General features: G+C 69.8%; 19 protein-coding genes. 14 read left to right on the top strand and 5 right to left on the bottom strand.

Annotation, left to right across the window (positions count from 1 at the left end; translation table 11 throughout):
* Together ACWEFB_RS18185 and ACWEFB_RS18180 are read left to right on the top strand one after the other, a co-directional pair.
* The coding region (locus tag ACWEFB_RS18185) for a carbohydrate ABC transporter permease (protein ID WP_452286814.1) at window positions 1-1,004 on the top strand (1,004 nt) is incomplete at its 5' end.
* Window positions 1,001-1,849 carry a carbohydrate ABC transporter permease gene (locus tag ACWEFB_RS18180; protein WP_452286812.1) on the top strand — a complete coding sequence of 283 codons (849 nt, stop codon included), beginning with the start codon at window positions 1,001-1,003 and terminating at the stop codon, window positions 1,847-1,849. The genes ACWEFB_RS18185 and ACWEFB_RS18180, both read left to right, overlap by 4 nt.
* 29 nt (window positions 1,850-1,878) lie before the next feature.
* Here ACWEFB_RS18180 and ACWEFB_RS18175 read toward each other — a convergent pair whose 3' ends face one another.
* Window positions 1,879-2,706, bottom strand: coding sequence for an SAM-dependent methyltransferase (locus ACWEFB_RS18175; RefSeq protein WP_452286811.1), 828 nt, complete (start codon window positions 2,704-2,706; stop codon window positions 1,879-1,881).
* A gap of 225 nt (window positions 2,707-2,931) precedes the next feature.
* On the opposite strand from ACWEFB_RS18175, the gene ACWEFB_RS18170 reads away from it, so the two are divergent.
* Window positions 2,932-3,873, top strand: a complete 942-nt coding sequence (locus ACWEFB_RS18170) for a siderophore-interacting protein (RefSeq protein WP_452286809.1) — start codon at window positions 2,932-2,934, stop codon at window positions 3,871-3,873.
* Between the two features lie 57 nt (window positions 3,874-3,930).
* On the opposite strand, the gene ACWEFB_RS18165 is transcribed toward ACWEFB_RS18170, so the two are convergent.
* Window positions 3,931-4,293: a hypothetical protein gene (locus tag ACWEFB_RS18165; protein WP_452286807.1), complete on the bottom strand. Its 363-nt coding sequence runs from the start codon at window positions 4,291-4,293 to the stop codon at window positions 3,931-3,933.
* Window positions 4,294-4,883: 590 nt separating this feature from the next.
* Between ACWEFB_RS18165 and ACWEFB_RS18160 the strand changes: the two genes are divergently transcribed.
* On the top strand, window positions 4,884-5,105 hold the full coding sequence (locus tag ACWEFB_RS18160) for a hypothetical protein (protein ID WP_452286805.1): 222 nt from the start codon (window positions 4,884-4,886) through the stop codon (window positions 5,103-5,105).
* A gap of 785 nt (window positions 5,106-5,890) precedes the next feature.
* Window positions 5,891-6,859 (top strand): hypothetical protein, encoded by a 969-nt coding sequence (locus ACWEFB_RS18155; RefSeq protein ID WP_326558873.1) that lies wholly within the window; start codon window positions 5,891-5,893, stop codon window positions 6,857-6,859.
* An 86-nt stretch (window positions 6,860-6,945) separates the two neighbouring features.
* Here ACWEFB_RS18155 and abc-f read toward each other — a convergent pair whose 3' ends face one another.
* The 3 genes from abc-f to lon form a co-directional block, all read right to left on the bottom strand.
* Entirely contained in the window at window positions 6,946-8,583 is a 1,638-nt protein-coding gene (abc-f, locus tag ACWEFB_RS18150; protein ID WP_452286803.1) for a ribosomal protection-like ABC-F family protein, read from the bottom strand.
* 217 nt (window positions 8,584-8,800) lie between these two features.
* Window positions 8,801-9,592 carry an alpha/beta fold hydrolase gene (locus ACWEFB_RS18145; RefSeq protein WP_452286801.1) on the bottom strand — a complete coding sequence of 264 codons (792 nt, stop codon included), beginning with the start codon at window positions 9,590-9,592 and terminating at the stop codon, window positions 8,801-8,803.
* 280 nt (window positions 9,593-9,872) lie between these two features.
* Window positions 9,873-12,215, bottom strand: a complete 2,343-nt coding sequence (gene lon, locus ACWEFB_RS18140; RefSeq protein ID WP_452286799.1) for an endopeptidase La — start codon at window positions 12,213-12,215, stop codon at window positions 9,873-9,875.
* Between the two features lie 173 nt (window positions 12,216-12,388).
* Here lon and ACWEFB_RS18135 point away from each other — a divergent pair, with 173 nt between their 5' ends.
* From ACWEFB_RS18135 to ACWEFB_RS18095, 9 genes are all read left to right on the top strand, one after another.
* Window positions 12,389-12,979 carry an excalibur calcium-binding domain-containing protein gene (locus ACWEFB_RS18135; protein ID WP_452286797.1) on the top strand — a complete coding sequence of 197 codons (591 nt, stop codon included), beginning with the start codon at window positions 12,389-12,391 and terminating at the stop codon, window positions 12,977-12,979.
* Window positions 12,980-13,172: 193 nt separating this feature from the next.
* Window positions 13,173-14,135, top strand: coding sequence for an ABC transporter substrate-binding protein (locus ACWEFB_RS18130; RefSeq protein ID WP_452286796.1), 963 nt, complete (start codon window positions 13,173-13,175; stop codon window positions 14,133-14,135).
* 63 nt (window positions 14,136-14,198) lie between these two features.
* Window positions 14,199-15,257: a Rieske 2Fe-2S domain-containing protein gene (locus tag ACWEFB_RS18125; protein ID WP_452286794.1), complete on the top strand. Its 1,059-nt coding sequence runs from the start codon at window positions 14,199-14,201 to the stop codon at window positions 15,255-15,257.
* Entirely contained in the window at window positions 15,254-15,484 is a 231-nt protein-coding gene (locus tag ACWEFB_RS18120; protein WP_326558883.1) for a hypothetical protein, read from the top strand. The genes ACWEFB_RS18125 and ACWEFB_RS18120 overlap by 4 nt, the downstream gene beginning before the upstream one ends.
* 18 nt (window positions 15,485-15,502) lie before the next feature.
* Window positions 15,503-16,465, top strand: coding sequence for a PDR/VanB family oxidoreductase (locus ACWEFB_RS18115; RefSeq protein ID WP_452286792.1), 963 nt, complete (start codon window positions 15,503-15,505; stop codon window positions 16,463-16,465).
* Window positions 16,466-16,718: 253 nt separating this feature from the next.
* On the top strand, window positions 16,719-17,333 hold the full coding sequence (locus tag ACWEFB_RS18110; protein ID WP_452286790.1) for a DedA family protein: 615 nt from the start codon (window positions 16,719-16,721) through the stop codon (window positions 17,331-17,333).
* 248 nt (window positions 17,334-17,581) lie between these two features.
* The gene (locus ACWEFB_RS18105) at window positions 17,582-19,216 is read left to right on the top strand and encodes a VWA domain-containing protein (RefSeq protein WP_452286788.1); all 1,635 of its coding nucleotides are present in this window, start codon (window positions 17,582-17,584) and stop codon (window positions 19,214-19,216) included.
* A 9-nt stretch (window positions 19,217-19,225) separates the two neighbouring features.
* On the top strand, window positions 19,226-19,822 hold the full coding sequence (locus ACWEFB_RS18100; protein WP_452286786.1) for a hypothetical protein: 597 nt from the start codon (window positions 19,226-19,228) through the stop codon (window positions 19,820-19,822).
* Window positions 19,823-19,872: 50 nt separating this feature from the next.
* Window positions 19,873-21,018 carry a hypothetical protein gene (locus ACWEFB_RS18095; RefSeq protein ID WP_452286784.1) on the top strand — a complete coding sequence of 382 codons (1,146 nt, stop codon included), beginning with the start codon at window positions 19,873-19,875 and terminating at the stop codon, window positions 21,016-21,018.
* The last annotated feature ends 28 nt before the right edge of the window (window positions 21,019-21,046 follow it).

Genomic DNA, 21,046 nt, shown 5'->3' with positions numbered 1-21,046 from the left:
TCCGCTCTGCCGCCTCGGTGGACTTCCTCACCCCGATCCCCCGGTTGGGCCGGCCCGGCGCGGGGCCGACCCAACGGCAACGCCGCCGCACCCGCCGGGCCGGCCGCCGGTCCCGGCGGCAGTGGCTGATCGGGTACGCCTTCGTCGCACCCGCCGTCCTGCTCTTCCTGGTGATGGGGCTCTACACCGTCGGCTACAGCGTCACGCTGAGCTTCGCCAAGTGGAACGGCTTCACCCCGAACTGGGAGTGGGTCGGGCTGGACAACTACCGCGACCTGCTCTACCGCGACCCGACCCTCGCACCCGAGCTGCGGGCCGCCGCCTGGCACACCGCGATCGCGATGCTCGCCGTACCGCTCGGCACGGTGGCGGTGGCGCTGCCGTTGGCCGTACTGCTCAACACCATCCGGCGGCTGCGCGGCCTGCTCAGGTCGGTCTACTTCCTGCCGTACGTGACCACCGGGATCGCGGTCTACTACGCCTGGCGGTACGTCCTCGAACCGGACGGGGCGATCAACCTACTGCTCCGCTCGGTCGGTCTGGGCAGCGTGGCCCGTCCCGAGGGCTGGCTCGCCGATCCGGACACCGCACTCGCCACCCTCATCGTGATCATCATCTGGGGCAGCGTGCCGGTGGCGATGCTGCTCTACCTCGCCGGGCTACAGGCCATCGACCCGCACCTGACGGAGGCCGCGCAGCTCGACGGCGCCGGGGGCGTACGGGTGGTCCGGCACATCACCTGGCCACTGCTGGTGCCGATCACCGCGGCGATCACCCTACTTGGGATCCGGGACACCATGCAGGGCTTCCAGATCTTCCTGCTGATGACCAACGGTGGACCGGGCGGGCACACCGACGTACTCGGCCTGCAGGCGTACCAGCTCGCGTTCTTCCAGAACCTCTCCCCCACCCTCGGCGTGGCCAGCGCGCTCGGTTGGCTCATCTTCCTGGCCGCCCTGCTGCTCACCGTCGTCAACGCCCGACTGCTGCGGAGCAGCCAGTGACCGTCATCCGACCGGCCGTACGCCGGCGCCCCTCCGTCGGCCACCTCGTCGCGTACGCCGCTCTCGCGTTGTACGCCGTGGTCAGCCTCTACCCGTTCGCCTGGATGGTGTCCGGGGCCCTGAAGAACCGCGACGAGATCCTGCGCGGGGGTCACCTGGTGCCCCGCCAGCCGACCTGGGACACCCTGGTCGAGACCTGGAGCCGGCTGCACTTCTTCGACTACCTGCTCAACAGCCTCCGGGTGACCGGGTTGACCGTGCTCGGCGTCCTGGTCGTCTACAGCCTGGCGTCGTACGCCTTCGCGGTGCTCGACTTCCCCGGCCGCCGGTTCCTGTTCTGGTTCTTCGTCGCGCTGCTCTTCGTACCCGGCATCACCGTGCTGCTGCCGCTGGTGATCCTGGAGAACAAGCTCGGCATCCTCGGCACCCACCTGGGACTGGTCCTGCCGTTCGTCAACGGGACCGCCCCGCTGACGGTGTTGCTGCTGACCAACGCGTTCCGGTCGATCCCGCGCGAGCTGCACGACGCCGCCCGGGTGGACGGGGCCGGCGAGGGCCGCATCTTCTGGCGGGTCTACCTGCCGCTGAGCCGTCCGGCCCTGATCACCATCGCGGTGCTGACCGCCGTGCCCACCTGGAACGAGTACGTCCTGACCCGGGTGTCGCTCAACGACGAGTCCCGCTACACCCTGCCGTTGGCCCTGGAGATGCTCGCGTCGGGCAACGTGCCCCGGTACAACGAGATCATGGCCGGCTCACTGATCCTGGTGGTGCCGGTCATCGTGCTCTTCCTCGTCGCCCAGCGCTATTTTGTCAACGGCCTGACCGGCGCCGTGAAGGACTGAACTCCGGCGCCGGTCACACTCGTACCGGGTCAACGCTTGATCGCCACACCCACCCAGGCCGGCGTTCCCTTGGCCCGCTCGACGTCGGCGGGCTCGACCAGGTCCTCCGGCTCGGGGCGCCAGAACGGCGGCTGGACCAGTCCCGGCTCCAGCAGGTCCCAGCCCTCGAAGAGGCGCTCGACCTGTTCGCGGGTGCGCAACGCCACCGGCGCGGTCCGCTCGCTGTAGTCCTTCTCCGCCCGGACACCGGCGTCGGTGAGCTGCGGCGGCCGGGAGGCGTGCGAGATGACCACATAGGACCCGGCCGGTACGGCGTCGCGCAGCCGGGCGAGGATGCCCTCCGGGTCGTCCGAGTCCTGGACGAAGTGCAGCACCGCGACCAGCAGGATCGCCACCGGTCGGGTGAAGTCCAGACCCGCCTCGGTGGCCAGCCGCACCACCTCGGCCGGGTTACGCAGGTCGCCCCGGAACGCCGAGACCAGGGGCTGGTCGCGCAGGATCTCGTTGGCCTGGGCGACCACCACCGGATCGAGATCCAGGTAGAGCACCCGGGCGTCCGGTGCGACCTGGGCGGCGATGTCGTGCACGCTGCCCGGGGCGAGTAGACCGGCGCCGACGTCGAGCACCTGCCGGATCCCCGACTCGAACACGAACCTGGCCGACCGGGCCAGGAACGCCCGGTTGGTACGCACCCAGTACGCCAACTCGGGCTGCACGGTCAGCAGTTGGTTCGCCATCTCCCGATCCGCACCGAACGTGTGCGTGCCACCACCGATCGCGTTGTAGACCCGGGCCAGGTTCGGTCCGGTCGGGTCCACCTCGTCCGGCATCCACTGCTTGTCCTCGGACCGCCCCATCGCTCCTCCTCCGGTCGACCGGATTGATCCCCGTCGCGGAAGACCATCGACCCGGTCGGTGGGAAGCCATCATCATGCCTGTCCGGTGCCAGCGACAAAATCCGTCCCCGGCAACAAAATCCTTACTTGGCAACAAGTCCGGCAAGCCCCTACCGACGGGGCCGGTTGACGACCTGCATCCTGGTCGGGTTAGGTTAGCCATACCTTAGGAAGAAGGAGGCTACCGTGACCCAGACCGCCGAGCGACCCACTTCGATCCAGCCGTACCGCGTCTTCGGCGTCGAGGTGTTACACGCCCGGAGGCTGAGTCCGAGTTTCCTGCGGGTGACCTTCACCGGGCCGGACCTCGGCGCGTTCGCCGACAACGGCTACGACCAGCGGATCAAGCTCATCCTGCCGCTGCCGGAGACCGGGCTGGCCGACATGCCGGACGGCCCGGACTGGTACCCGCGCTGGCGGGAACTGCCGAACGAACGGCGCAACCCGATCCGGACGTACACCGTCCGGGCGGTCCGGCCACGGATGGCCGAGGTCGACGTCGACCTGGTGCTGCACGGCGACGGCGGACCGGCCTCACGGTGGGCCGTCGCCGCCCGGCCCGGTTCGACCGCGGCACTACTCGGCCCGGACGCCGGTTACCCCGGCGTGCACGGCGGGCTCGAGTTCCACCCGCCGGTCGGTACCGACCGCCTCCTGCTGGCCGGCGACGAGACCGCCGTACCGGCGATCGGCTCGATCCTGGAACGGCTGCCCGCCGACGCGTACGGCGAGGCGCTGCTCGAGGTCCCGGACAGCGGCGACAACTTCCCGCTCACCGGACCGCCCGGCGTACGGGTGACCTGGTTGCCGCGCGACGGCGCCGAACACGGCAGTCAGCTCGTTCCGGCCGTACGGGCGGCGGCCGGACGGCTGCGCGCCGGCTCGGCGACCCCGGCGCCCGTCGTCGAGTTGGAGGACGTCGACGTCGACACCGACATCCTCTGGGAGGTGCCGGTCGACGCCGACGACCACCGGCAGACCGGCGACGGCGACCTCTACGCCTGGTTGGCCGGCGAGGCGGGTGTGGTCAAGACGCTGCGCCGGCAACTGGTCGGCGAGTACGGGATGGACCGCCGGGCGGTCGCGTTCATGGGCTACTGGCGCCTCGGCCGTACCGAGCAGAACTGACACCGCCGGGTGACGGCAGGGCACCCCGGCGCCTCCCGTCACCCGACCGGTCGGCGCTCAGAGCAGGTGGATCCGTTCGGTGCCGCCGTCGCGGTTCTGCAGGGTGAGGCTTCCCCCGCCGCGTTCCATCAGCTCCAACACCAGGTTGTAGACGACCAGCGCGCGGTTGATCGTGTCGGTCTTGGTGTCCCTGGTACGCGTACAGGCCAGGTCGAGTGCGTCCACCGCGCGCGGGGTGAGGTTGACGGTGACCTTCACCAGTGACCGGCTGCCGTCGCCGACGCCCGGTGCCGCATCCCGTCCCCCGGCAACGGGTCCGTCACCGGTAGCACCCGCCTCGGACACCACCGGCCCGGCCGACAAGGGCGGTCCCCCGATGATCCCGCCCGGTCCGTCGGCCACCGCTCGCTCGTCAGCCACGCTTCGCCCATCAGTCATGGTTCGTCCGTCGGCTACCCGCGTCACGGGCACCGTCCTGCACCGGGGCCCCGGTCGCGAGCTGGCCTCCCAGTGCCGCCTCTGGTCGCCACAGCGCACTCCCCCGGTGTGATCACGGTTGTCCCCTCGATGACGACCGGTCCGACCATCGGACCGAGCTGGACCGTCCCGGGCGGCGATCGCCCCCACTTTCGCTCCCGCGGCGGTCGCCGGAGGTTATTCCCGCTACTGCGAAGTCTGCTGTCAGGAACACGACTAGTGGGACACATAGGACCCCGATTGACGTACCGGGTGTGCGACATCCACATCGGAGGTTGACAGCCATCACTGTGGCGTACTCATTGCGCCATTCAGTGGGGCACTCGCACCGGACGCGATGGCGACCATTTCACCAGATGGCCCCATCGCGCGATTTTTATACCGAATTGCCGGGACACACTTGCCTTAGCGGCACGGAGATCAGGGACCCAGCCAGTCAATGTATGGTCTGTAGCGTCACGGTCACCCTAGGTGATCTTGACGAAACTACACCTGGCCACAAGCCTCCCCTACAACCGAAAAGGAATCAAAGAGTGACCCAGCAAGACGGAGCGAGCCCCCGAGACCGCGATGACCCGACCGAGGCATCAGGCCCGGAGGACGCACCGAGCAACCGGGGGTACGCGATCGACATCCGGATCAACAGGGACCTGGAGGTCGAGGTGGACACCGAGGCCGTACGGCACCTGGCCCCCGAGGACGACGACGACAACCCGGAAGGTCGGCATGCCGAACCCAGCAGACCAGCGCTTTGATTCCATGGTGGACCAACAGCGACGACTGAGGAGGATCAGGCGCAACGCCGGCCGTCATCCGGTCGGACGGATCACCCTCCGCCGGGACATCTATCGCAATCTGTCCACACGGTCGGAGGACATCGGACCGACCTGGACGCCCTGACCGGATCGACTCGGGACATCGGTCGCTCATTTGGGGAGGGTGAGCGACCGATTTTCTTCGTCACCGGGCATCGGTGATACCAGTGCACCGCACCCGATGTACGTCTTTCGTCATCCTGGCCACTTACCGGCATCCTCGTTTTGACTGGTCCACTGAACCAGGCAGAACAGGTGCCCACGGTCGGCACCGAGCCGCACGAGACGGGATCGGCGGTGCGCACCGACGACGACCGCGCGATCCACGTCACGGCCACCGCCCGCGGGTCGAAGACCGGCGGAGCAGCGCAGACAGCGGCGGAGCCGGGAGGTCGCGTACCCGTGGTCCGGTGGTATTTCCATCTCGGTCGACGGCCGTGACGCACGGCATCCGGTTGTCGAAGGTCGCTGCGGGCGGCTTGTCCAGTCGACATTCAGGACGCATTTGAAATGGCTATCTTACCGACATAACCGGGCACCCGAGGCAATCGGAATCACGGCTCGAAACATAGTCGCTGATCTGTGCCATACAGTAATTCCGCCGACCCCGCCACCCATCCGGGCAGCGATTTGTCGGACCACTCCACCACCAATCGGAGGGAATTACCATGGGCACCGCACGACAGAATGCCCGACGCTCAGGGCCCCGACTGATCGTCGGAACGGTGTTGGCGACACTGCTGACCCTGACCACCGCCGGCGCCGCCCTGGCCGGCTCGACGACCGACGGGGCCACGGTGGCGGCGCGTACCGACGCCTACATCCGGGACGTCGCCGGTGACGTCGGCACGGAACCGCACTACCTCAACCCGCTGTGGGCCAGCCCGGACATCAAGGTCTGCCCGACCGCGATCGAGTGTGCCACCAGCCAGAACCCGATCGTCGGCGTGACCAACTACGTCTTCGTCAAGCTGAACAACCCCGGCCCGTACGGCTCCGGAGTCAGCAACGGCACGCTGGAGCTCTACCGTACGACTCCGGGCGGCGGCGCGACCTGGCCGATCCACTGGACGCTGATCGGCGCGACCCCGGCGAGCGCGGCCCCGGGCGTCACCACGGTGACGATCCCGTGGAACGGCGTACCCGGTCCAGGGCACTTCTGTCTGCTGGCCCGGTGGGTGTCCCCCACCGACCCGATGACGTCCGAAGGTCCCAGCCACAGCATCAACGTCCAGTACAACAACAACCTGGCGTGGCGCAACGTCGACTCGGTCAACCCGGCCCCCGGAAGCCCCGCCGTGCGTCCGTTCGCGATCGGCAACGAGACCGAGGTGCCGACCAGGAACGACCTCGTGTTCAACCAGCGGGGGGAACCATTCCAGAATGCCGGCGGCCGGATCGTCGCCGACCTGGGTCCGGTTCTGTTCGAACGGTGGGTACAGGCCGGACGGCCGGGCACCGGCATCCGCGAGGTCGGCCGCAACCAGGTGGAGATCGTGGCGGCGAACGCCAAGATCAGCGATCTGCTGCTCAACCCCGGTGAACGACCGGCGTTCAGTCTGATCTTCTCCACGACGACCGTGTCGTCGAGGCTCTTCACCGTCGACGTGGTCCAGTTCGGACCGGCCAAGGCCGGTGGGCCGAAGACCGACGTGGGTGGCGTGCAGTACCTGGTACGCACCGCGCAGCGGTAACGACAACAGCGGCGGGCCGGACGCGGGCGGTGCTCACCCCAACCGGGGTAGGTCACCGGTCCCCCGTCCGGCCCTTCCGTACGCGCTCAGTCGCCGTCGGGTGCCCGTGTCTCCAGCACCCGGCCGTCGGAGAGTCGCAGCCAGCGGTCCACCCCGATCTCGGCGAGGAACCGTTCGTCGTGGCTGACCACCACGAAGGCGCCCTCGTACGCGTTGAGGGCGCTCTCCAACTGACCGACGCTCACCAGGTCGAGGTTGTTCGTCGGTTCGTCCAGCAGGAGGAGCTGCGGCGCCGGTTCGGCGAACAGGACGCAGGCCAGGGTGGCCCGCAGCCGCTCGCCGCCGGAGAGCACCCCGACCGGCAGGTGGATGCGGGAGCCCCGGAACAGGAAACGGGCGAGCAGGTTCATCCGCTGCGCCTCCGCCATCCGGGGCGCGAACGCGGCCAGGTTCTCCGCCACCGTACGGTCCAGGTCCAGCAGGTCCAGCCGCTGCGACAGGTACGCGATCCGACCGTCGGCCCGTTTGATCTCGCCGCCCTCCGGCTCCAGATCACCGTTGACCAACCGCAGCAGGGTCGACTTGCCGGCGCCGTTGGGTCCGGTCAGCGCGATCCGCTCGGGGCCCCGGATCGTCAGGTCGGCGCCGTCGCCGGCAAACAGGGCCAGGTTGCCGTAACGGACCCGCAACCGCTCCCCCAGGAAGACCGTGCGTCCGGCCGGAACCTTGGTGTCGGGCAGTTCCAGCACGATTTTCTGCTCGTCGCGCAGGGCGCGACCCGCCTCGTCGAGCCGCGCCCTGGCGTCGCTGACCCGCCCGGCGTGTGTCGTGTTCGCCCTACCCGCCGACTCCTGTGCGCCCCGCTTCATCGTCCCGGCGAAGATCTTCGGCAGACCGGCGTTCTTCAGATTCTTCGAGGCGTTGCTGGCCCGCCGGTCGGCCCGCTCACGGGCCTGCTGCATCTCCCGCTTCTCCCGCTTGACCTCCTGCTCGGCGTTGCGGATGTTCTTCTCGGCAACCTCCCGCGCCGCGCGCACGGCGTCGGTGTACTCGGTGAAGTTTCCGCCGTACGAGCGGACCTCGCCCCGGTCGAGTTCGAGGATGCGCTCCATCCGGTCGAGCAGGGACCGGTCGTGGCTGACCAGCAGCAGGCAGCCCTTCCACTCCTCGATCACGCCGTAGAGCCTGCGACGCGCGTCGAGGTCGAGATTGTTGGTCGGTTCGTCGAGCAACAGGACGTCCGGGCGTTTGACGAGCTGTGCCGCCAGGCCCAGGGAGACGACCTGCCCACCGCTGAGGGTGTGCAGGCGCCGGGTGAGGTCGACGTCGCCGAGACCGAGGCGGTCCAGCTCCGCACGGGTACGCTCCTCGATGTCCCAGTCGTTGCCGATCGTGGTGAAGTGCTCCTCGCTCGCGTCGCCCGACTCGATCGCGTCCAGGGCCGCGAGCACCGGGGCGATGCCCAGGACCTCCGCCACGGTCAGGTCACCGACCAGCGGCAGGGTCTGCGGCAGGTAACCGAGCATCCCGTTGACGGACACGGAGCCGGTGCCGGGTGTCAGCTCCCCGGCGATCAACTTGAGCAGGGTGCTCTTACCCGCACCGTTCGGTGCGACGAGGCCCGTACGGCCGCCGCCGACGGAGAAGGACAGGTCCTGGAAGACCGGGGTGTCGTCGGGCCAGGAGAAGGAAAGGTTCGAGCAGACGATGAACGCATCGGACATGCGAGTGCCTTAGATGGTGATGCGGGCGTACCGGGGCCGCCCGGCGGGGAAACAGGGAAGGATCGAACGACAACATGGCCACGTCGGCGCTGTTGGGCGCCCACCGGTGGCCGATCACTTCCGGGTATCACCCGGAGATGTCGTCGTCACCCACCATGTCTTCGTCTCCCTGGTTCCTGATCACTCGTAGGCCACTCTACCAGCCGGGGAGCTCCGCTCAGGGCGTGAGCGGTTGCCCGGCGACAGGGGCCGATGCCGGGGTGAGCAGCCCGGACACCGTGAGCGGGTCCTCGACGTGGGCGTTGTGGCCGAGGCCGGGCAGGGTCACCGCCGAGGGCGACAGCACGGTCAACTGTTCCGCGGTGACCATCGGGTCGTGCTCTCCCCTGGCCAGCACCACCCGACCACGGGCCGCCGCGAGCAGGCCGGGCAGGTCAGGCTCACCCACCCCGAAGGCGGCGGGATCCAGCGCCAGTCGCCAACGCCCGTCCTGCGCCACCACCCCGGTCGAGATCGCCGGATCGTCCGGCGGCAGCAGACCGGCCAGCCCGGAGACCTTCAGGTGACGGTCGGCCGCCGCCTCGTACGAGTCGAACCAGGTGACCGGGCGTCGGGCGAGCGCACCGGCCCGGGCCAGTTCGTCGGCGCTCCACCGCACCTTGATGCCCAACCCGATCGCGGTCCGGACCCGTACGCCGAACCAGCCGCTGGCCAGGGCGAGTGCCAGCACCCCGCCGAGCGAGTGCCCGAGCACCACCACCGGCCGGTCCCGGTCGAGCAGGTCGGCGAGACTGCCGGCCAGGGCGCCGAAGGTGTAACGCGGCAACGGCTTCGCAACGCCGTGGCCGGGCAGGTCCGGCGCCAGCCAACGGTCCGGCCAGTGCTCGTCGAGGTAGGGACGCCACCGGTCCCAGACCGCACCGGTCGCGCCGAGCCCGTGCACCAGCAGCAGCGTCGGCGCCTCACTGTTCTCGCCCGGGTCGCGCTGGTCCAGCCGTACGTCACCCATGCGCGCAGTGTGCCATCCGCCCTCCCCCGCCGCCCGGGGACACGGCAGAGCCCCCGGAGCGTCAGGTCCTCCGTCTGGGACGTATAACGCGGCAAACTCGTACATCGTTTTCGATGTACTCACATCAAAGACGATGTACGTCCAGAAACGAGAGTGCCCGCCCGCCGACGGCTGACCGAACGGCATGACGTCATAGCCGTTCACCACGTACGGCGAGCGCGCCCCACCGAAGTGGAGCGCCCTCGCATCGACCGCCCGGGACCATGGGCGATCGCAGGTGTTACGCCACCGCCAGCGCCGGACCGTCCAGCGTCTGCGCGTCTTCGACCTCCTCGGCCGGCCGCAGGGCCAGCGCGAGTACGTCCGCCACGTCGGCCAGGGTGTGCACGGTCAGCGCCTCGCGCACCTCGGTCGGCAGGTCGTCCAGGTCCGGCTCGTTGCGCGCCGGAATGATGACCTCGGTGAGGCCGGCCCGGTGTGCGGCGAGCAGCTTCTGCTTCACCCCGCCGATCGGCAGCACCCGACCGGCCAGGGTGACCTCACCGGTCATCCCGAACTCCGGGTGTACCGGCCGGCCGGAGGCCAGCGAGGCCAACGCGGTGACCATGGTGATGCCGGCACTGGGGCCGTCCTTGGGCACCGCACCCGCCGGTACGTGCAGGTGGATCCGGCGTCCGGCCAGCGCGTTCGGGTCGAGCCCGAACTTGCGGCCGTTCGAGCGCAGGTACGACAGGGCGATCTGCGCCGACTCCTTCATCACGTCGCCGAGCTGGCCGGTCAGGGTCAGCCCCGGCTCGCCCTCCATGCTGGTCGCCTCGATGAAGAGCACATCGCCACCGGCACCGGTCACCGCCAGACCCGTAGCCACGCCCGGTACGGCGGTGCGCTCGGCCGACTCCGGGGTGAACCGGGGCCGTCCCAGGTAGGTCTTGAGGTTGTCGGTGTCGACCCGTACCGGTTCGTCGGTCGTGGCCAGCGCGACCGCGACCTTGCGCAGGATCCGGGCCAGGGCCCGCTCCAGTTGCCGTACCCCCGCCTCGCGGGTGTACTCGGCCGCGACCTGGCCCAGGGCCTCGTCGCTGACGCTGAACTCCTCGGCGGTGAGGCCGGCCCGCTCGAGCTGCCGGGGCAGCAGGTGGTCGCGGGCGATGGCGACCTTCTCCTCCTCGGTGTAGCCGTCGAGCGTGACCAGTTCCATCCGGTCCAGCAGCGGGCCGGGGATGGAGTCGACCACGTTGGCGGTGGCCAGGAAGAGCACGTCCGAGAGGTCGAGGTCGACCTCCAGATAGTGGTCCCGGAAGGTGTGGTTCTGGGCGGGGTCGAGGACCTCGAGCAGGGCGGCGGCCGGGTCACCGGCGTAGCCCGCGGAGATCTTGTCGACCTCGTCCAGGAGCACGACCGGGTTCATCGAACCCGCCTCGCGCAGTGCCCGGACGATCCGGCCGGGCAGCGCACCGACGTAGGTGCGCCGGTGACCCCGGATCTCCGCCTCGTCGCGGATGCCGCCGAGCGAGACCCGGACGAACTTGCGGCCGAGCGCGCGGGCGACGGACTCGCCGAGGCTGGTCTTGCCCACCCCGGGCGGACCGGCGAGGGCGAGCACCGCACCGGAGCCACGGCCGCCGACCACCTGCAGGTTGCAGGCGGCCCGACGGTTGCGCACGGCCAGGTACTCCAGGATCCGGTCCTTCACGTCGCTCAGTCCGGCGTGGTCGGCGTCGAGTACCTCACGGGCCGAGGCCAGGTCGGTGTTGTCGTCGGTCCGGGTCGTCCAGGGCATTTCCAGTACGGTGTCCAGCCAGGTGCGGATCCAGCCGGCCTCCGGGGAGGCGTCACTGGCCCGTTCCAGCCGACCGACCTCGCGCATGGCTGCTTCGCGTACCTTGTCGGGCAGGTCGGCGGACTCGACCCGGGACCGGTAGTCGGCCGAGCCGTCCGGCTCGTCCTCGCCCAGTTCCTTGCGGATCGCGGCGAGCTGCTGGCGGAGCAGGAACTCGCGCTGGGACTTCTCCAGACCCTCCCGTACCTCCGAGTTGATCTGCTCGGTGACCTCCTGCTCCGCGACGTGGTCGCGAACCCAGCCGACGAGCAGTTCCAGTCGGGTGGTCACGTCGGGCGCGGAGAGCAGTTCGGTCTTCTGGGCCAGGGTGAGCCACGAGGCGTACCCGGAGGAGTCGGCGAGTTCGGACAGGTCGGTCATCCGCTCGAGGGCGTCGATGACCTGCCAGGCGCCGCGCTCCTGGAGCAGCGACGTGGTGAGGGCCTTGTACTCGCGGGCGAGTTCCTTGGCCTTGCCGGTCGGCGCGGGCTCGTCGAGCTCGGTCGCCTCGACCCAGAGCGCCGCTCCGGGTCCGGGCACGCCGGAACCGATCCGGGCCCGGGACATGCCACGGACCACGGCAGCCGGCTCGCCGCTAGGCAGCCGACCGACCTTCTCAATCAGGGCGATAACGCCCATAGAGCCATATTCCCCGTCCACCCGGGGCACCGCAAGAACTTTCTTGTCACCCGCCGCGCGAGCGGCGTCGACGGCAGCCTGGGTGCTCGGGTCGAGGGTCACCGGGATGACCATCCCGGGCAGCAGGACTGCGTCGGTCAGGGGCAGAACCGGAAGAGTTGCCATCGAACACCTGCCATCGTTTGAGTTGAGCCTGTACGACTCAAGTAACAAACCGTGCCCCGTGTTCCGTGTTGTGGCGCAGGCCACATCCGGGCCGGCGACGACCGGTCTGATCGTTCCCGGACGCGTCGACAGCCATCGGCCGGCTTCGCTGAGCGCACCTGTAACCTGCTCTGGTGAGCCAGCCGCCCCTCGACAACCAGCGGCAGGAACCCCGCGCGTTCGCGTACGGGCGAGGTAACCAGGCGGCGGGCCGCTACCGCTCGGCGGTCCCCCGCCCGGCGGACCCCTCGCCCACCGCCGCCGTTCCTGTCCGGATCGGCGCCAACCGCCGACGCATCTGGCTCCTCGCGTTGCTGCTGGTCCTGACGTTGGGGGTGGGAGCGGCCACGTTGAGCGCCGTATTCGCCGGTCAGACCCCGACCGCGCTGGCACCGGACGGTGCCGCCAGGGCGCCGGTGCAGGTCGCGCCGCCGGCACCCCCCACGCCCCGGACGACAACCCGACCGACCACCCCCGCGCCGCCGGCCCAGCCCCGGCCGCAGATCGGAACCACCCGGAGCGCGACCACGGCCACCACCTCGCCCATCGTCCAACCCGTCGTCGCGCCGACCCCGGAGCCCGGCCGGGGCGGTGCCGTCGTCTACCGGAACTGCAACCAGGCCCGCCGGGCGGGTGTCACGCCGCTGCACCGGGGCGATCCCGGCTACTCGGCCAGGCTGGACCGGGACGGCGACGGCATCGCGTGCGAGAAGGACAAGGACTGAGCCGGCCCGTACGGCATCGGCCCGGCCACCGGACGGCGCAACGCCGGTCGACGATCCGCTGCCCAGCGGCTCCGATCGGCTGTTTGTTGACCGCCCGTCCGACCGTCTCTAGGGTCCATAGAGGAATCCATCCTCACGATTCGCACGGGGTTGGCCGGAAGCTACGTGTTTTCGGCCGGATCGGGAGCACCAGATGCGTAGAAAACTTGCCGTTGTCCTGGCCGCCGCCATGTTGCTCACCGCCTGCGGCGGTGGTGGAGACGGCGAGAGCACCGACAGCGGGGCCGGGGACCAGGCCACGAAGATCACCGTCGGGGTGATTCCGATCCTGGACGTGGCGCCGATCTACCTGGGCGTCCAAAAGGGATTCTTTGCCGACCGCAAGCTCGAGGTCAAGCTCGAACTGGCCCAGGGCGGTGCCGCCATCGTCCCGGCCGTACTCTCCGGCCAGTTCCAGTTCGGGTTCAGCAACAACACCTCGCTGCTGCTCGCACAGACCCGCGGGCTCCCCCTCAAGATCGTGGCGCCGGGTCCCTCCTCCACCGGCACCCCGGGCAAGGACTTCGCCGGGGTGGTCGTGCCGGAGAGCAGCCCGATCAAGTCGAGCGCCGACCTGTCCGGCAAGTCCGTGGCCATCAACACCCTCAACAACATCAGCGACACCGTCGTACGCGAGGCGGTCCGCAAGGCCGGCGGCGACCCCAAGACGGTGAAGTTCGTCGAGCTGCCGTTCCCGGACATGCCGGCAGCGGTGGCGAACGGTCGGGTCGACGCCGCGTTCATCGTCGAGCCCTTCCTGACCATCGCCCGCAACCAGAAGGGCCGGGACATCTCCTCGGCCTACGCGGAGGCGACCCCGAACCTCTCGGTGGCCACGTACTTCACCTCAGAGGCTCTGCTCAAGTCCGACCCGGACCTGGTCCGGGCGTTCACCGACGCAATGGTGGAGTCGCAGGCGTACGCCTCGGCCCACCGGGACGAGACCCGTCAGGTCCTGTCCACGTACACCTCGATCGGGGCCGAGATCATCCCCACCCTGACGCTGCCCTCCTTCCCCGCGGAGATCAACCGGCAGTCCATCCAGGCGCTGGCCGACCTGGCCCTGCGCGACGGCCTGGTCACGAAGGCGCCGCAGGTGGACGCGCTCTTCCAGTAACCCGGAACGGAACCGTTCCCCGCCGCGCAGCCCGCGCGGCGGGCGGTGGGAAGGAGACCGGAGATGGAGTTCGTCAGGAACCAGTGGTACGTCGCGGCCTACGGCAGCGAGATCGGGCGGGACCTGTTCTCCCGTACGGTCTGCGGAGAGTCGATCCTGTTCTGGCGTACCGAGGCCGGTGCGGTGGTCGCGATGACCGACCGGTGTGTGCACCGCCGCTTCCCGCTGTCCCAACCGCCGGGCCACCTGGTCGGTGACACCGTGGTCTGCGGTTACCACGGCTTCACGTACGGGGCGGACGGGGTCTGTGTGGCGGTGCCGGGTCAGACCCGGGTGCCCCGGGCGGCGAGGCTGGGCTCGTACCCGGTCAAGGAGCAGGACTCCTTCGTATGGGTGTGGATCGGCGAGCCGGCCGGTGCCGACGAGTCGACCATCCCCCGGGCACCCTGGCTGGACCTGGACGGTTACACGGCCGTGTACGGGATGGAGCCGCTGGCCGCGCGGTACGACCTGCTGGTGGACAACCTGCTCGACCTCTCGCACGAGACGTACCTGCACGGCGGCTACATCGGCACCCCGGAGGTCGCGAACACGCCGATCACCACGGAGGTCGACGAGGAGCGGGGCATCATCTACGTCAGCCGGCACATGGACGACGCCGAGTGCCCACCGTTCTACTCCCGCTCCACCGGGATCGAGGGCCGGATCGTCCGGTGGCAGGACATCGAGTACCACCCACCCTGCCTCTACCTGCTGCACAGCCGGATCGCCCCGGTCGGGGTCTATCCCGAGCCGGACGGCACCGACGAGCGCGCCTTCCACGTCGAGGTCGTCTACGCCATCACCCCGGAAACCGAGACCACTACGCACGACTTCTGGGCGGTGGCCCGCGACTTCGCCCTCGACGACCGGGAGGTCTCGGACTTTCTCGAGAACAGCAACCGGACCGTGGTGTTGCAGGACGTCACCGCGCTCAACCGGCTCGAACAGGTCATCGCCACCGAGCCCGAGGGCTTCCGGGAACTGAGCATAAACATCGATACCGGCGGGCTGGCCGCGCGCCGCATACTGAGGCGAATGGCGGCGGCGAGTGCACCCCAGGCGCAGGCAGCGGCGCGATGACCCCGGAGCCGACCAGGCTCACCGGTACCGGGATCTACCGCATCGTCTGGTTGCCCGGCTCCGACCGGCTGCGTGGCTACTGCTGGTGCGGTACGTCGCAGGAGGCCGAGGACCCGGTCGAACTCTGGGACTGGCTGCTGGGCCATCCCGAGCAGCACGGCAACGGCCCCGACCCGGACCGCCCGGTCCCACCCGTCGGTCGGCTCCCGGCCGGGATGCGGGCGTGAGCACCAGGAGGAGCGGACATGGGCAGCACCGGCGCCGAGGAGAAGCTCGACCTGGTCGTCCGGCACCGGGAGCGGGCCGCCGAGGGAGTCGTACGACTGACCCTCGCCGCGCCCGACGGTCGTGTGCTGCCCGACTGGAGCGCGGGCGCCCACATCGACGTGATCCTCGACGACGGGTCCACCCGCCAGTACTCGCTCTGCGGCGACATCGACGAGGCACGGCAGTGGACGATCGCGGTCCTGCTGGAGCCGACGTCCCGGGGCGGATCCCGGTTCATGCACGACAACCTGGCGGCCGGCGACACCGTACGCGTGCAGGGTCCGCGCAACCACTTCCCGCTCGAACCGGCACCGCGTTACGTCTTCGTCGCCGGCGGCATCGGGATCACCCCGATCGTGCCCATGCTCGCCGCCGCCGAGGCCGCCGGTGTCCCCTGGCGGCTGGTGTACGGCGGCCGGACCCGCTCGTCGATGGCCTTCGTCCGCGAGCTGACCGAGCGGTACGGCGACCGGGTCGCGATCCGGCCGCAGGACGAGACCGGCCTGCTCGACCTCGACCGGATCCTCGCCGATTCGGACCCGGCGACCCTGGTCTACTGCTGCGGGCCGGAACCCCTGCTGCTGGCGGTGGAGGCGACCTGCCGAGATCGGCGGCCGGGCGCCCTGCGGGTGGAACGTTTCGCCCCGAAAGAGCAGGGAGCGCCGGTCCGGGCGGGTTCCTTCGAGGTCGAACTCGCGCATTCGGGCCTGGTGCTGACCGTGCCGCCCGACCGCTCGGTGCTGGAGACGATCGAGGACGCCGGGGTGGACGTGCTCTACTCCTGCACCGAGGGGACCTGCGGGACCTGTGAGACGAGCGTGCTCGCGGGGGAACCGGACCACCGGGACTCGCTGCTCACCGACGAGGAGCAGGCGGCCAACGACACGATGTACATCTGCGTCTCCCGGTCCCGGGGCCCGCGGCTCGTACTGGATCTCTGACCGGGAGCGGGCGGGTCACTCGTACGGGTGACGACGGTGATCCGGGAGGGTCACTGATTCCCCCTGGTCGGGGCGTCGCGGGGTGTTCTGATGGTGCTGGTGGTCTTACGCCGACCACCGGTTGCGGCACCAGCCGCAGCACCTGCCCGACGAGGGGACGAGATGCGCAGACCCGTCCGAGCCGACGTGCGCCGGTCCGGCGGCGGTGCGCGGGTGCGCCCACCGTCCGGCAGCGGCTGACCGGGGCCCTCGGGTGGACCAGCTCACCGACATCCTGTCCGACCTGTCCGGCTGGCCGCTACTGGTGCTGGTGGGGCTGCTCGCCTTCGGCGAGTGCGCCGCCTTCATCGGGTTGATCCTCCCCGGCGAGACGGCCCTGCTGATCGGCGGCGCGCTCGCCGCCACCGGACGGACCAACATCGCGGCGCTGGTCATCGTCGCGGCGGTCTGCGCGGTCGTCGGGGACAGCGTCGGATACGAGATCGGCCGGCGGACGGGGATGCCGCTGCGCCGCAGCCGGCTGGGTCGGTGGGTCGGCGAGGAGCGCTGGCAACGGGCGGAGACGTTCATCCAGCGCCACGGTCCGGCCGCGGTCATGCTCGGCCGCTGGATCGGCGTACTGCGGGCGCTGGTGCCGGCGCTGGCCGGGATGACCCGGATGCCGTACCGCCGGTTTCTGGCGTACAACGTGGTCGGCGGGGTGACCTGGGCAACCACGGTTGTCCTGGTCGGGTACGTGCTCGGCGCCTCCTGGAAACGGGCGCAGGGATACCTCGGGGCGGCGAGCATCGGGATCGCGGCGGTTGTCGTGCTGGCGGTGATCATCCGCTGGATCGTCGTACGGCGCAGGCGCCGGCACGGCCGCTGACCGCCCCGACCCGGTGGCCCGCCCCGGTCATGCCGGCCCGCCCGCGTGCCTCGGTGACCGGGCGGCGACCTCGGGATGACATCTCGTCGACCATCTGGCGTCATCGGCGTGCGGTGACCGCCGACCACCCCCGGCCAGACCACTGCGGCCCTGGTCAGGCCCCTCCCGCCGGCTGACCCGCCGGTAGCCGCGCACTGCTACCAAGAACCCGTTCGGAACAGGATCTCCATACGGGAAATGGGGCACGGGTGCGATTCAAGGGACTGGCCGGTACCGCACTGGCGGTGGTGCTGCTCCTCAGCGGCTGTACCGACGACGGGCCACCGGACCCCGGCGCGTCCGGCCCGGCCGGTACGACACTGCGGATCGTGGCCGGGTCCGAGCAACAGTCGGTGATCGACACCATCGTCGAGCCCTGGTGCGACGCCAGGGGCTACCGGTGCCCGGTGACCTTCATGGGTTCGGTGGACCAGGCCCGGCAACTCGCCGCCGGATCCGGCGAGTACGACGCGTACTGGTTCGCGAGCAGCGTGTTCCTCCAGGTCGGCGACCAGCGCAACACCCTGCAGGACGTCAAGCCGATGTTCCTGACCCCGGTGGTGTTCGCCGGCTGGCGCGGTGAGATGCAGCGGCTGGGTTTCGCCGGGCGTACGGACGTGTCGATCGCGGAGATCCTGACCGCGGTCGAGTCCGGGCGGACCCGGGTCTGGATGACCAATCCCACCCAGTCGAACTCGGGCGCGACGGTGCTGTTCGGTTTCCTGAACCACTTCGCCGGCAACGGCCCCGGCAAGCCGCTGACCCAGGACCAGCTCGACTCGCCCGCCGTGGTGCAGGGGGTGACCCGGCTGATCAAGGCGATGGAACAGACCCCGCCGTCGACCGGCACCCTGATGACCGACTGCCTGGCCCGGCCGGACGACTGCCGGACCATGTTCACCTACGAGGACCTGGTGATCGAGAAGAACCAGGAGCTGGTCAAGGCGGGCCGGGAGCCACTGGTGGTCGCCTACCCGCGCGGGTCCCTGGCGATCAGCGACGCGCCCCTCGGCTTCCTGCCGCACGGCAACGGCGACGACGCCGCCAAGCGACAGCTCCTCACCGAGTTGCAGGCGCACGTGCTGTCCTCGCCCGACGCGCAGGCGAAACTGCGCGGCCTCGGACGGCGACCGGCGGCGAGCATCGGTCTCACGCTGGACAACCCGGACCTGTCGGTGTTCAACCCGGAGTGGGGCATCCAGGCCACCATCAACGAACAGGGAATCCAGTTCCCGGTGGCAGCCGTGATCGAGTCGGCGCTCAACCGCTACCAGACCAGCTACCGCAGACCGGTCGCGGTGCACTACTGCCTGGACGGCAGCGGGTCCATGCAGGACAACGACGGGTGGACCGGGGTGAAGCAGGCCGCGGCGCAGGTCTTCGACGCCGAGCAGGCCGCCCTCAACTTCCTGCAGACCCACCCGCAGGACGTGACCAGCGTGACGATCTTCAACGGGGGCATCACCGGTGGCAGCCCGTTCACCGTCAACGGCAACGATCCCGGTCAACTGCACGGCCTCACCGAGGCGATCAACCGCTACCGCCCCGACGGCGAGACCAATCTGTACGGCTGCCTGCTCCGGGCCTCGGCACAGCTCGCGGATCCGTCGCTCGGTGACCGCAAGCGGCTGGTGGTGCTGATGACCGACGGGAAGTCCAGCCAGGGCGAGCGACCGCCGGCGCTCGACGCTCTCCGGAGGGCCGGGGTGCCGGTGATCGCCATCGCGTTCGGGAAGGACGCCGACCCCAGCCAGTTGACCGAGGTCGCCCAGGCCACCTCCGGCGCGTTCTTCGAGCAGAACGACCTGGTCGCCGCGTTGCGCCAGGCCGCCGGCTACAAGTAGGGCGGGCCGGTGCGACACAAACTCGCCGCCCCGGCCGGGCTGGCCACCGGCGTCCTGGTCTTCGTCGGAGTCCTGCTCGCCACCCGGTCGGTGCTCTGGCCGGCACTGCTCGCCGTCGCGGGGGCGATCGGCGTCTACCTGATGGTCGACGACCGGTCCCCGGCCGAGGCGGCGGGTGACAGCTACCTGGACGAGGCGAATGCGAAGGTCGGGGAGGCGCTGCGCACGCTGCGCGACGTACGGCGGCTCAGCCGGGAGGTGCAGGCACCGGCGGCCCGCGCCAGCCTGGAGACCGCCTGCCGGCACGTACCCGACCTGTTCGACCGGGTGCGCGGCACCTCGCCCAACACCCTGTACTCAACGGCGAGCCAGATCGGCGCGCACCTGGTCTCCCTCGACGGGGCCGTACGCAGATACCTCGACATCCAGGGCTCACCACTGCTCTACCGGGACGCGGACGCGCTGCTGACCAGCGGGGACCAGGCGTTCCAACGGTTCGCCGACTTCACCCTGGAGAGCGTCCGGCTGGTCAACCAGGGCGACATCGGACAGTACGTGGCGAACCTCGACACGGTGGCCCCGCCGCGAATGCCGGAGGTGACCTAGTTGACGTCGTCACCAACGCGCTCCAGCGGTTCAATCGAGAGGAAGTTGACGTGAGACTGCCGAGTCTGCGGTTTTTCATCGGGCTGGGCATGGTGATCGTGGTCGGTGTGGTGGCCGGCGTGCTGTGGCTGCGGTCCGGTCAACCGGCGGCACCGGGCCAGGCCGCACCGGTGGCGATCACCTGCCTGGGCGGCTCGGAGAAGTCGGAGCTGATGGCCGATCCGACCGTCACCCGGATCCTGCGGGAGCGGTACGGCCTCACCGTCGACTTCCAGCATCTCGGGTCGTACGACCAGGTGCAGCTCTCCACCGACGAGCTGAAGGCCAGGAAGATCGGTTGCCTCTGGCCGTCGAGTTCGAGCGCGCAGAGCGTCTTCGAGGCGGGCCACCAGGGCGCCTTCGCGGCGTACCGGGCGGAGAACGTGTTGCAGTCGCCGGAGGTCCTCTACGCCGGTCCTCGGGGCACCGAGGCGCTGGTGAAGCTCGGTCTGGTCGAGCAGCGGGACAACCGCTACTACCTGATCGACATGAAGTCGCTGCTGCTGGACTACGTGCTCAAGCACCGGACCTGGGACTCGGTCGGCGCCGAGGGGCTGCGTGGGCCGATCTCGGTGTCGAGCACCGATCCGGCGAAGTCCAACAGTGGCTTCACGCTGGCCCAGTTGCAGTTGGCGATCGTGGCGACCGCTGACCCGTACGCGGCACCGAACCTGGCGCAGGCGCGTACCGCCCTGCCGACGATGCGGCAGATCTACGACGCGCAGGGCCTGCAGTCGCGTACCTCCGAGACCGGGTTCCGGGAGTGGCTGACCCAGGGTGGCGAGTTCAAGGCGCCGATCTACGCCGGTTACGAGAACCAGGTGATCCAGCAGGTCGTACGCGACCCGTCGGCCGCCGGGTCGCTGCTGAAGAACATCCGGGTGCTCTATCCCGACCCGACCATCTACAGCGACCACCCGATTCTCGCCCTCGACGCCGACAGCGCCCGGTTCATCGAGGCGATGAAGGACCCGGAGGTCCAGACGGTGGCGTGGCGCAGCTACGGCTTCCGGTCGGCGATCCAGCTCGGACTGAGCGACGTGGCCGACTTCCCGGACATCCCGCTGGCCGAACAGATCCGGGTCACCCCACCCCCGGCCGCGGACGTGACGCTGGCCCTGCTGGCCTGCGTCAAGGACGCCAAGACCTGTGCCTGACGTGTGGTACCGACCGCGATGACGTACC

This window comes from Micromonospora sp. NPDC004704 (assembly GCF_053601675.1).
The sequence above is the reverse complement of the archived record's forward strand: the minus strand, read 5'-3'. Positions and strand labels throughout refer to the sequence as shown.